The organism is Mycolicibacterium boenickei (assembly GCF_010731295.1).
GTDB lineage: Bacteria > Actinomycetota > Actinomycetes > Mycobacteriales > Mycobacteriaceae > Mycobacterium > Mycobacterium boenickei.
The window spans coordinates 6552225-6563937 of sequence record NZ_AP022579.1 but is presented as its reverse complement, the minus strand read 5'-3'; the positions used below and the strand labels follow the sequence as shown (position 1 = coordinate 6563937).

Genomic DNA, 11713 nt, shown 5'->3' with positions numbered 1-11713 from the left:
CGCCTCGGCTGCGATCTTGGCAGCTTGGGCGGAGGTGGTGGCAGGCGAGGCGAGGGCGTTGTCGGTCATGTCGATAAGCGATGGTATGGCGGTTGAGGCGCAAACCAGTAATTGAGCTCGCGGTGCCCGCTATTCGGACGAGCCGCTCCATGCGCGAAGCTGCGCGGCGATCTCGTCCAGGTCAGCCTCTGCGCCCGTGGCGACTCGGATCACGAAGTCGAAGCGATCGTCCTCAGGTGCCGTGATCCATTGGCCGTTGAGGCCGAGGAATGTCAGGCAGGCTGTCCATGCCAGCCGCTTGTTGCCATCGACCAGTGCGTAGTTGCGGGCCAGCGAATGCAACAGTGCGGCGGCCTTGAGGTGCAGCTCGGGGTAGGCGTCTTCACCGAAGACTGATGCGCGCGGCCGGGCGAGCGCCGATTCGAGCAGCCCGTAGTCCCCGACCTTGACGTCTTCTCCTACTGCGTGACGGGCAATCTCGAGGAGGTCGTCGAGATCCAGGTATTCGATCATGCGTCCTTGAGGCGCTCCAGAACCCCGGCTTCCTCGGCGACGACGCGTTGCAGCGCCGACTGAACCTTGGACTTGTGCGCTCGACGGGCGATGTACTCATCGATAGCGGACAGCGCGACAGCCTGCATTGACCGCCCTTCGGCAGCGGCCTGCCGACGCAGCGCCTCGGTCTGTTCGTCACTCGTCCGCAGAGTCATACCCATGACCCGATGATACCGGTTTGATACCACCACAGAGGTGGTCAACAGTCGAAGGCGTGCGGTGCCGGAAGGCATGATCGTTCGTGATGAACATCTGCGTCTTCCTCTCCGCCGCCGACCTCGATGACCGCTACACCGGAACGGGCCTTCGCCGAACTCCTCGGCCATGGCGGCCACACGCTGGTGTGGGGAGGTTCGGACAAGGGACTGATGAAGGTCGTGGCCGACGGGGTGCAGAGCAGCGGCGGCCGCCTGGTCGGGATCTCGGTTGAGTTTCTGCGGTCGCACGCCAGAGATGGGGCCGACGAGATGGTGATCACCGCGGACCTCGCCCAACGCAAGGCGACACTGCTGGCGCGTTCCGATGCGCTGGTGGTGATGGCCGGCGGCCTGGGCACCCTCGACGAAGCCACCGAGATATTGGAACTGCGCAAACACCGGCATCACGACAAGCCCGTGGTGCTGCTGAACACCGCAGGCTTCTACGACGGCCTGGTGATCCAGTTGCGGCGGATGGAGCAGGACGGCTTCCTGCCCGTACCGTTGGACGACCTGGTGTTCGTCACCGAGGAACCCGACGCGGCGATCGCATACCTACAGGCAAGTGTCGGAGGCGCTGCCTAGCATCGGGCCATGTCGGCGCAGCCTCTGGGCTAGACGCGTTCCGTGCCTGGCGCCCGCACAACGACCCGATCACGACTCGCCCACATCCGGTGGCCGTTGCGCCGAACACCAAGCGGTCCGGCTACGATTTACGCACGATCGGAACCTCGATCAATATGGCCCTCGCCGAACCACATTGGAGTGATGTTGACGTCTGTTCGTCGTGCCTACCTCGCGGTCGCACTCGCTGTGTTGGCCGTGTCAGGTGGTGTCGTTGTCTCGGCCCTGCCGGACTGCGCCGAGCACTGCCAGACGTTGGCCGCGCCGCCACAAGGCGTCCCTCAGCCCTCACCCACCGAGCCGGCCCGACTGACCATCACCCCAAGCCTGACGCCGAGGTCGATCCGCTCGCCCGGGTCATGGTCACCGCCGACACCGGCACCGTCGCCCGGGTGACGATGCTCAACGACGCCGGCAGGAGATCCCCGGCGTCCTCACCCCGACGCCAGGACCTGGAAGCCGACCACCACGCTCGGCTATGGGCGCACCCCACACTGAAGGTGGACGCTCGCGGTCCCGGCGGCATGCCGACCCGCAAGACCGTCTCGTTCAGCACCGTGACGCCGGGCTACCAGGCCCGCGTCTACCTCAACGGCACCAACTACGCCCCGCTGCAGGACGGCGCCACCTACGGCGTCGGCATGGTGGTCGTCGCGCGCTTCGACGAGCCGGTCACCGACAAGGCCACCGCCGAGAACCGGATGAAGGTGATCACCGAGCCCAAGGCCCTCGGGTCGTGGAACTGGATCGACGATCAGACCGCGCACTGGCGCCCGGAGAAGTACTACGCCCCGGGCACCAAGGTCACCGTCGACGCCGGCATCTACGGCGCCAAACTCGGCGACGACCTCTACGGCGCGCAGGACGAGAAGGTGACGTTCACCATCGGCCCCTCCCACGTCACGGTCGCCGACGACACCGACAAACAGGTCAGGGTCTACGACAACGGCAAGCTCGTGCGCACCATGCCGACATCGATGGGCATGGGTGGAACCGAGACCGTCGGCGGCACCACGATGAGCTTCTGGACCCCGCGCGGCATCTACACCGTGATGGACAAGGCCAACCCGGTGATCATGGACTCGTCGACCTACGGCCTGCCCGTCAACTCGCGGCTCGGCTACAAGACGACCATCCCGTGGGCCACCCGGATCAGCATCGACGGCATCTACCTGCACCAGCTGAACTCGACCATCTGGGCGCAGGGCAAGGAGAACGTCAGCCACGGCTGTCTGAACCTCAGCGGCGAGAACGCCGAGTGGTTCTACAACTTCTCGGTGCCCGGCGACATCGTCGAGATCCGCAACACCGGCGGCGACCCGCTCAAACCCACCAACAACGGCGACTGGTCCGTGCCCTGGGCCGAGTGGGTCAAGGGCAGCGCCCTGCGCTGAGCGACCCGGCCCGGTCTACTTCGGCGCCGGCAGCTTGGCTGCGATCCGGTCGATGACCTGATTGGCCTGCGCCTGCGAGTCGCCGTCCCCGCAGACGATCGACTCGACGACGGCGCTGCCGCGGGCCAGGACGGCGTGATAGCAGTTGCGGGCCTGCGCTCCCTGCCGCGCGACGCCGCCGCCCCCGCGGGCGGTGTCGCGGCGCGGGTCGGGCAGGGCTTCCGGGTTGTCCGCGGTGACCGGCCCGGCGGTCCAGTGCTGGGTGACGTCCTTGGCGGTGGTGGTGAAGACGACGCCCGCGCGGCACTGCTCGTCGTTCATCATCCGCACGGTGTTGCCGGCCACCCGCAGTGCCTGACGGCCCGGCTCCGGCCACACCGGTGAAGTCTCCGGAAACACCTGGATCAGCTGGGCCGCCGACTGGCCCCGCGCGCCGCGGGTGTTGTCGCCGACCACGGCCTGGTAGCCGTCGGCACCCACGGCCTCCTGAAACAGCAGGCGGGCCGCGCAGTCACGGGGCTCGATGCCGTTCGAAGACTGCCCGGGTTGACTGAACGTCGCGGTCTGCTTCATGTCGGTGTCGCCGATGATCTCACCCAGCTCGCCCGGGGTCAGCAGCGCCGCGCGCGCCGACGCGATCGGGTCCGCTCCCGGGGCAGTGGGCGGAGCCGGAGCGGCCGCCGACGTCGTGGCCTCGTCGGCCGAGCCACCGACACTCTGCGAGCATCCCGCCAACAGCAGAACGGCTCCAAGCAAACCCACCACGCCCCGCACTGCGCCCCCTCGTTCAATCCTGTCGACCGGGTTGAAAGTGATCGTGCCGGTCGCGCGGCACCGTTCGATCACGGCCCGACGCGCCGCGATTGATCTTGCCCTAGGCCCCGGGGGTGCGAACGCGGCAAATTGCTCGACCCGCGGCCGGGCGATCGGGAAATTAGTGCCTGTGAAGCCCGTCAGCTGTGGTTACGATTTTCACGGTCACTGCCCGGTGGCTACCAGACACCGCGCGAAGGTCTGGTCGGCGGTGAACGATTCGAGGGATGCGGTGCGATCGATGCTGACTGTCGGGACGAGCCTGTGACAGGCGGGGGTTACGGCGGCCCCGGCCCGTTCGCGGGACAACCGGGGCCGGGCCCGCAAAATCAACCACCGCATCAAGGCGGCTGGGGTGCCAACCCCGGGCCGCAGTTCCCGAGCGCCCGCCGGCGGGCAGCAGTTCGGTGGGCCACGACTGCCACCGCCTCCGCCACCGTCGTCGCCGCCTCCTCCTCCGCAGTGGGGCCCCGGCGCACCGCAGCCCGGTCCGTTCGGCAACCAGCCACCGTTTCCCGGGCAGCCGCCCGGTGGCCCCGGATACCTACCGATGCCCACCCCCAAGCCGGCCCGCAAGCCCCTGTTGCGGCTCCCGTCCGGCAAGCGGAGACGCCAGATCCTGCTCGGCGCGGGCGCCGTCGCGGTGGTCGCGGCCCTCGTGGCCGGCGGCTTCATGGTCTTCGGCGGCGGCGGTGCGGACGAGGGCGGCACGGGTACGGCCGGCGAGGCGGTGACGGCCTATCTGGAGGCCCTGCAGAATGGCGACGCGAAGGCGGCGTTGGCGCTGGGACGCGACCAGCCGCCGGACACGTCGATGCTCACCGACGAGATCCTCAAGAAGCAGATGGAGAAATTCCCCATCACCGACGTCAAGGTTCTCGCCGACCTCCCCATGGGTGACGGCGGTGCCCTGGTACACGTGATCGCGAAGGTCGGCGGCGTCGACAGCGATCAGAGCATCCGCCTGGAGAAGCCGCCACCGGGCCAGGGCTGGAAGCTGAAATCGGCTGCGATGACAGTGGAATTCAACATCGACAACACGAGTCCCGAACTCGCCAAATACATCACGGTGTGGGACAAGCCGGTTCCCAAGAGCAACAAGGCCTACATCTTCCCCGGCCTGATCCAGCTCGGCAGTTCGAACCCGGCCATCGACGTCGGCAATTCGCCTGCCGTCGGCAGGACGGATCCGTCGCTGTACGAGATCTCGACCATGAGCAAGCTGGTGTTCCCCGATTTCAAGATCAGTGACCAAGGCCGCCAGATGGTGAAGGACGCCTTGAAAAAGGCGTTGGACGAGTGCGCCAGCAGCTCGAGTCTGGAACCGCCGAAATGCCCGAACAAGGCGGCTCGATCCGACTTCGTGGCCGATTCCGCGAAATGGACCGCTCCGGCCAACCTCGACGCGCTCACCATCAACTTCATGGACCCGAAGACGGGAAAGGTCATGATCATCGGTAACGCCGAATTCGGTATCTCTGTCCGAACCCAGTCGGGCTCAACCGAAACCGGAACCTTCTTGGCGACCGTGTTCGGCAACGCCGACCTGACCCAGAACCCGCCCATCGTCGATTTCGACAGAGCCTGAGCGCGGAGAAACCAACGTGACGAATTTCTCGAACTGGCCCGGGCCGGACCCGACGAGGGGCGCCCCACCGCCGCGTTTCGATCAACCGGTGCCGCAATCAGGCTTCGGCGGCGCCGCACCCGTTGGTGGACCACCGCCGACCTTCGGCGGTCCACCGCCGGCTCCGAACACGAACTCCCCGCAGGGATTTGGCGGACCCCCATCCGTGACGCCGACTCCGGGGCGGCCGGGCAACAACCGCAAGCCGCTGATCATCACCGCCGGGGCCACCGTCGCGGTGCTCACCGTGATCGCGGTCATCCTGGCGTTCCTGATGAACAAGGGCGAGGACGGCGGCAGCTTCAATCCCAGCGGATCACCGGTCGACGTCGCCAAGGCGTACCTGGAAGCGCTGTCGCGGGGTGACGCCCAGGCGGCGCTGGATCTGAGCGCGACGGAACCGGCGACCACTGCCTTCCTGACCAACGACATCTTGAAGATGCAGTTGGAGAAGCTGCCGATCACCGATGCCGAGGTGGTCGAGCAGAAAGACCTGCCCGACGCCGACAAGCGGACGGCCGTGGTGAAGGTCGCCGCGAAGTTCGGTGGCCAGCGCACCGAAGGCGAACTCGACATGGTCGTGGTCGACAACCAGTGGAAGCTGGCCACGGCATTCGTCAACGGCACCACCGAAGACATCGCCGGATACGGAGACGCGGAGGCGGACGCTGCCCTGACGGTGTTCGGCAAGCCATTGCCGAAGAGCAAGCACTTCTACGTGTTTCCCGGCTACCTCCAGATGGGCGCTGCCACCCCGTATCTCAACATCAACGCGCTCCCGCCGACCACCTTCGAAGACATCAGAACGTTCATGCCCACCACGGTCGAGCCGAAGTTCTCGATGAGCGAACAAGGGCTCAAAGCCGCCCAAGACGCGCTGCGGGCATGGATCGACAAGTGCTTGAACCCGGGCGGCGACAAATCCGATGACTGCAAGACACTCGTCAACGGCAGCTGGGCGTCGTTGTACGACCCGAGCACGATCCGGGTGAGCCGCCCGTACGACCTGCCACCGGACCTCTTCAGGCTTCCCGATCACACCAGCCTGGTGCAGATCGGCAGCCTCAGCGTCCCGATCAATGTGGTGCAGAAGTCCACCGGGCAGCCGGTCGACGTCGATCTCGGGATCTCGGACCAGGTCAAGGTGAACCTCGGCGAGCAGCCGCCGAGAGTGTTCCTGGACCGGTGATGACGGCGTTGATCGACAGGGAGGCGCGGTGACCAACTTCGGGGGAGACAATCCCATCGGTGGCAGCGGTGGTGCGCCGCAGCCACCGCAGGCCTTCCCGCCGCCACCTCCGTATGTACCCGGACCCCCAACGGGGAGCGGTGGTTTCGGTGGCGGCTTCGGCGCCCCGCCGCCCGGCCCCTCCGGCCCACCGCCGTTCTCCGGTGGTGGCTACCCGAATCCGCCGGGCAACGCGCCCTTTCCGGGTGGCGCACCCGCCTTTGGCGCCCCGTCCTTCCAGCCGCCGTCCTACAGCGCCCCGCCCAAGAATCGGCGCAGGCTGTTCGGCATCGTCGCCGGTGCGGTGGTGGTCATCGTCGCGGTGGTCGTCGGGATCGTTGTGTCCGTCGGGGATTCCGATTCGGATGCCACCACGGCCGGCGGCGCGGTCAAGGGCTATCTGAAGGCGCTGGCAAAAGGTGATGCCGAAAAGGCACTGTCGTTCGGCATCAACGAACCGCCCGACAAGACCTTCCTCACCGACGAGGTGCTCAAGAAGCAGATCGAGAAGATGCCGATCACCGATGTCCGGATCGTCGGCGAGGACAGCAGCACCGTGCATGTCCTGGCCAATTTCGGCGACCAGGCGCTCGATGAGGAGATCCCGGTCAAGCAGTCGTCCGACGGGTTGTTCAAGGTCGAATACCCGACGTACTCACTGAATTTCGGTAAGGACAAGGCCGAGGGCTCCAGCGCGCTGCTGGAGTCGGTGAGCATTTTCGGCAAGCCGCTGCCCGCCTCGGGCATCGCCTACCTGTTCCCCGGGGCGATCGAGGTGACCAGTACCAACCCGAACATCGACCTGAAGTACGGGCGGGACGCTTACCTGCTGTCCGGAACCTCGTACAAGGAGCCCGAGGAGAGGGCGGACTTCGCACTGGAAGTCAGCGAGGAGGGGAAAAAGGCTGCCGACAAGGCGATTCTGGACGCGATGACCGAGTGCGCCAAGTCCACGTCGCTCTCGCCGCCCAACTGCCCACAGGGCGACGCCTACATTCGCAGCTACTACCTCGTCGACGGGACCGCACGCTGGACGCCGCCGACCAACACCGACAAGGTGATGCTGCGAATCGGGTCGCAGGTCTACGGGGACGGACTCGACGGCCACGCCGACATCACCGGCGCTGTCGATTTCAAGCTGAGCGCACAGGGTATCGACCCGCGCGACACCATCACCGACGAGAACGTGCGGATCGAACTGCGCGGCTATGTCGATCTCACCAAGAATCCCCCGACCTACATCTACGAGAAGGACTAGACCTAGTGGAACTTCAACAGCCCGGCGCGGATGCGGGGGAACGTACGACACTGACCAACCGGGTTCAGCCCGGTAATCAGGAACTGCAACTCGCGATGCAGGCGGTCCGCGAGATCGGCTATGCCTTCGGTGCCAAGGTGGTGGGGCAGGAGCAACTGCGCGAGACGCTGCTGATCGGCCTGCTCGGCGGCGGCCACATTCTGCTCGAAAGCGTGCCGGGTCTGGCGAAAACCACAGCGGCGCGCACCCTCTCGGATGCGATCGCGGGGAGTTTCCAGCGGATCCAGTGCACGCCGGACCTGCTGCCCAGCGACATCCTGGGCACCCAGATCTACGATTCGACCGCCGCGGAGTTCAAGACCCAGCTGGGCCCGGTGCACGCGAACATCGTGCTGCTCGACGAGATCAACCGGTCGAGCTCGAAATCGCAGAGCGCCATGCTCGAAGCGATGGAGGAACGCCAAACCACCATCGCGGGAACGACATACCCGCTGCCCGAGCCGTTCCTGGTGATCGCCACCCAGAACCCCGTCGACCAGGAGGGCACCTACCCGCTGTCGGAAGCCCAGACCGACCGGTTCATGCTCAAAGAGGTCCTGCGGTACCCGACGCCCGACGAGGAGGTCGAGGTGCTGCAGCGCCGAGACCGCGGGGTCTACGACCGCACGGGCGTGCCGCGGGCGGTCGTCAACCTGGAAACCATTCGGCGCCTGCAGATCACCACCCGCAACGTGCACATGGACCCGCTGCTGATGCAGTACGTCAGCCGGCTCGTCCACGTCACCCGTGAACCGCATCAGTTCCTGCGCCCGGAGGTGGCCCGGCTGATCGAATACGGCGCCAGCCCGCGCGCCACGATCGCCTTCGTCAGCGCGGCGCGCGCCGCCGCGCTGATCGCCGGTCGCAATCACGTTCTGCCGCCGGACATCCACAAGGTGGCCTACCGGGTGTTGCGACACCGGCTCATCCTCGGCTTCGAGGCAGTCAGCGCCAAGGTCACCCCGGAGTCCGTGATCGACCAGGTGCTGCAAGCGGTCCCGGTACCCGGATAGTCCGGCGATGGGTAGGCACCTCAACCGTTCGCGGCAGTTCTTCGGCAACGTCAGCCGCAGCATGCTGCAAGGAGGCAAGCACGCGTTGCTGCACACCCGGACGCTGGAGTTCGACGACCTGCGTCCGTACGTGCCCGGCGACGACATCCGCGACATCAACTGGAAGGCCTCGGCGCGCTCCAGCGACACCCTGGTCACCAAGTTCGTCACCGAGAAGCACCACAAGATCCTGGTGGTCTGCGACACGGGACGGAACATGTCGGCGCTGGCGCCCAGCGGCGAGTTCAAACGCGACGTCGCCGGCGTGGTGGCCGGTGTCATCGGGATGATCAGCATGAGCCGTTCCGATGAGCTCGGCATGGTGTACGGGGACGCCCGCGGCAGCGTCACAGTGCGAAGCCGCAAGGGGGAGAACCACATTGAGGGCATGCTCGAGCAGCTGGTGTCGCACAGCGTCGGCGACGTCGGGGAAAGCCGCGTCATCACCCAGCTGAACTACGTCGCGCACAGCCATCGTTCACGGCTGTTGATGGTCGTCATCGCCGATGAGCCGGAGATCTCCGCCGAACTTGAGGAAGCCGTCAAGCGACTGGCCGGGCGCCACGAGCTGCTGTGGGTGGCGATCTCGGACATGCCCGCCGTCGGAGCGGACCAGGGGGAGATGGACGGCTACGACGTGGGCACCGGACGGTTCGTCCCCGACGGCACCACTCTGGGCCGGGCCGTGGTCGACGCCTACCGCCGAGCCGAGCAGCAGCGGATGGTCGAGCTCGACCGGTTCTTCGAACGCATGGCGGTGCCCTTCGTCCGGATCGGCGGCAGCGTCGAAGTCCGCAACCGGATCACGCACCTGACGGAGGTGTACAGCAATGCCCGGTGATGACCTGCTGAGGTTCATCGGCGGACCGCTCGCCCCGTCCGGATGGTGGCTGGTGCTGGCCGCCGTGATCATCGTGGCGCTGGTGGCCTGGTGCGCCGGCGTCGTGATCTGGACCCTGCCGCCGCACCGGCTGCGGACCATCCCCGTCCTTCGCGACTGGCACGCCAACCTGACCCGGCGCCGGTTCACCCGTGCCATCGAAGAGACGACCGCGCGCTACGGCCGGCGCGAGCTGTCGCGCGAAGGCGCGGCCACTGCCTACAACCACACCCTGCGCAGCTTCCTGTACCTGCGCACCGGGGTGTACGCCAAGAACCTGCTGACCGAACACCTCGCCCAGAGCGAGCTTTCCGACGCCGTCCCGCTGCTGACGCTCCTGCAGGACGCGCAGTTCAATCCCGAATCCCGCGCTGACGTACTGGCTTTGGGACGCTCGGCCGAGGAGTTGATCCACGCATGGACCTGAGATGGAGCTGGCTGCTCATCCTCGGCGTGCTGGGCCTTGCCATCGCCGTGGCCATCGCCTGGCGCCTGCCGGTGGCCAAGGTACAGCGCCGGATGCGACCACTGGCCAACGTGAGCCGCCTGACGCGGCTGCCCGAATTCGCCCGGGTCCAGCGCATCTACCTGATCTCGATGGCTGTCGTGGGATCGATGGTGGCCATCGCCTTCCTGGGCGCCCTCGTCGCCGCTGCCCGGCCTGCCAAGCTCGCATCGGCCGACGACGGCTACGACGCGGCCTACCCCCGCGACGTCATGTTGTGTGTCGGCCAGCCCGTCAACGACCCGACCACCGCTGATTTCCTGAACTACTGGGCCGGGAAGGCCAAGGACGCCACCAGCACCTCGTTCGGCATCACCTCACAGAACCTGCGTGCGCTGCCGATCACCCGGGACAACGCCTTCGCCGAGCAGCGGATGCGCTACTTCGCCGGCCTGGCCGGGATTCAGCACAAACTCGACACCCACCAGAACGTGCCGGTGGAACAGAAACTCGAACTGGCCGCCGGCCTCGAGGCGTTCTCCCGTCCCGTCAAGTACGTCGACTACGCGCCGAGCCTCGAAGACACCTCGCCATGTGCCTGGCGGGATTCGGGCCCAGCAGCGGGTCCCACCGCCGCCAGCTCGTCTACATCGGCTACAGCAAGTTCCGCGCCGACGACGAGAAACGGCCGTCCCTCTACGACCAATCTCAGGTGCTGGCCATCGCGCAGCGTGAAGGGATCCAGATCAACGCGATCTCGCGGGCCGACGTCCAACAGATCAGCCAGTCCGGCAACGATTCCCTGCGTGCACTGACCGACGCCACCAAGGGGAACTTCTCGCTCTACAACCCGGCAGGCACCGGATCCTCGGGCGGCGCCAACGACATCCTCAACGGCGCCCTCGACAAGATCAACCAGAACCCGCCTGCGCCGCGGTACCTCGGGATCAACCAGGACTCGAAGCGCTACTTCGACATCCCCACGGTGCCCTTGGCCATCGCGGTCGTGGCGGCGTTGGCGCTGTCCGTCGGGCTGGGGGTGCTGCGCCGATGAACTTCGCCCCGGTCCTGCCTGCCTACCTGCTCGCGATTCTGGCCTTCCTGATCGTGGCCGTGCGGGTGTTCACCCTCTATCAGCTGCTGGTCCGCACCACGCCGGGCCGCTACCGGCCCGTCGTACTGCGCTGGCTCGGACTGACATTCGCCGCGCTGCTGTTGGTGCTCGCGGCGTTTCGGCCAGGTATCGCCGACGACGGCGATCGCAAGGCCTCCGCCGCCGGCGGCGCGGTCTCCGACATCAACGTGTTCTTCGTCGTCGACCGATCGGTGACCTCGCGGATACCCGACTACGGCAACGGGCAGGCGCGCATGGAGGGCATCCGCGCCGACATCGCCGCGCTGATGGAGAAGTACCGAACGGCCCGGTTCGGCCTGATCGGATTCGCCAGCAAGGCCAAGGTCAACTGGCCGCTGTCGCCCGACACCGACAGCTTCGAGGCCTACACCAAGAACCTGTCCGCGTACTCCCTGACGCCCTACGACTCCTTCAACTTCATCGACCCGGTGGCGGCCAATGATCTGCTGCGCCAACAACTCGAGGC

13 protein-coding genes are annotated in these 11713 nt (G+C 66.6%); 10 read left to right on the top strand and 3 right to left on the bottom strand.

Annotated features, from left to right (window positions below; translation table 11 throughout):
- Window positions 1-129: 129 nt before the first annotated feature.
- Entirely contained in the window at window positions 130-513 is a 384-nt protein-coding gene (locus tag G6N57_RS31480; protein ID WP_077742320.1) for a type II toxin-antitoxin system death-on-curing family toxin, read from the bottom strand.
- A complete protein-coding gene (locus G6N57_RS31475; RefSeq protein WP_077742319.1) occupies window positions 510-716 on the bottom strand; it encodes a CopG family transcriptional regulator in 207 nt (68 codons plus the stop codon). The genes G6N57_RS31480 and G6N57_RS31475 overlap by 4 nt, the downstream gene beginning before the upstream one ends.
- A 120-nt stretch (window positions 717-836) precedes the next feature.
- On the opposite strand from G6N57_RS31475, the gene G6N57_RS31470 reads away from it, so the two are divergent.
- Complete coding sequence (locus G6N57_RS31470) at window positions 837-1337, top strand: LOG family protein (protein WP_322790646.1); 501 nt, start codon at window positions 837-839, stop codon at window positions 1335-1337.
- Window positions 1338-1735: 398 nt separating this feature from the next.
- Window positions 1736-2770, top strand: a complete 1035-nt coding sequence (locus G6N57_RS31465; RefSeq protein WP_235680580.1) for a L,D-transpeptidase — start codon at window positions 1736-1738, stop codon at window positions 2768-2770.
- Window positions 2771-2785: 15 nt separating this feature from the next.
- On the opposite strand, the gene G6N57_RS31460 is transcribed toward G6N57_RS31465, so the two are convergent.
- Window positions 2786-3535: a sensor domain-containing protein gene (locus G6N57_RS31460; RefSeq protein WP_133118352.1), complete on the bottom strand. Its 750-nt coding sequence runs from the start codon at window positions 3533-3535 to the stop codon at window positions 2786-2788.
- A 403-nt stretch (window positions 3536-3938) separates the two neighbouring features.
- On the opposite strand from G6N57_RS31460, the gene G6N57_RS31455 reads away from it, so the two are divergent.
- From G6N57_RS31455 to G6N57_RS31420, 8 genes are all read left to right on the top strand, one after another.
- The gene (locus G6N57_RS31455) at window positions 3939-5171 is read left to right on the top strand and encodes a hypothetical protein (protein ID WP_163646684.1); all 1233 of its coding nucleotides are present in this window, start codon (window positions 3939-3941) and stop codon (window positions 5169-5171) included.
- Window positions 5172-5376: 205 nt separating this feature from the next.
- The gene (locus tag G6N57_RS31450) at window positions 5377-6399 is read left to right on the top strand and encodes a DUF4878 domain-containing protein (RefSeq protein WP_077742314.1); all 1023 of its coding nucleotides are present in this window, start codon (window positions 5377-5379) and stop codon (window positions 6397-6399) included.
- A 28-nt stretch (window positions 6400-6427) separates the two neighbouring features.
- Entirely contained in the window at window positions 6428-7696 is a 1269-nt protein-coding gene (locus tag G6N57_RS31445; protein ID WP_077742313.1) for a DUF4878 domain-containing protein, read from the top strand.
- 95 nt (window positions 7697-7791) lie between these two features.
- The gene (locus tag G6N57_RS31440; protein WP_077742647.1) at window positions 7792-8748 is read left to right on the top strand and encodes an AAA family ATPase; all 957 of its coding nucleotides are present in this window, start codon (window positions 7792-7794) and stop codon (window positions 8746-8748) included.
- Window positions 8749-8755: 7 nt separating this feature from the next.
- Complete coding sequence (locus G6N57_RS31435; protein WP_077742312.1) at window positions 8756-9628, top strand: DUF58 domain-containing protein; 873 nt, start codon at window positions 8756-8758, stop codon at window positions 9626-9628.
- Entirely contained in the window at window positions 9618-10094 is a 477-nt protein-coding gene (locus G6N57_RS31430) for a hypothetical protein (RefSeq protein ID WP_077742311.1), read from the top strand. Before G6N57_RS31435 ends, G6N57_RS31430 begins: the two co-directional genes overlap by 11 nt.
- Window positions 10085-10927: an MFS transporter gene (locus G6N57_RS31425; protein ID WP_163646682.1), complete on the top strand. Its 843-nt coding sequence runs from the start codon at window positions 10085-10087 to the stop codon at window positions 10925-10927. Before G6N57_RS31430 ends, G6N57_RS31425 begins: the two co-directional genes overlap by 10 nt.
- Window positions 10825-11166, top strand: a complete 342-nt coding sequence (locus G6N57_RS31420; RefSeq protein WP_163646679.1) for a hypothetical protein — start codon at window positions 10825-10827, stop codon at window positions 11164-11166. Before G6N57_RS31425 ends, G6N57_RS31420 begins: the two co-directional genes overlap by 103 nt.
- The last annotated feature ends 547 nt before the right edge of the window (window positions 11167-11713 follow it).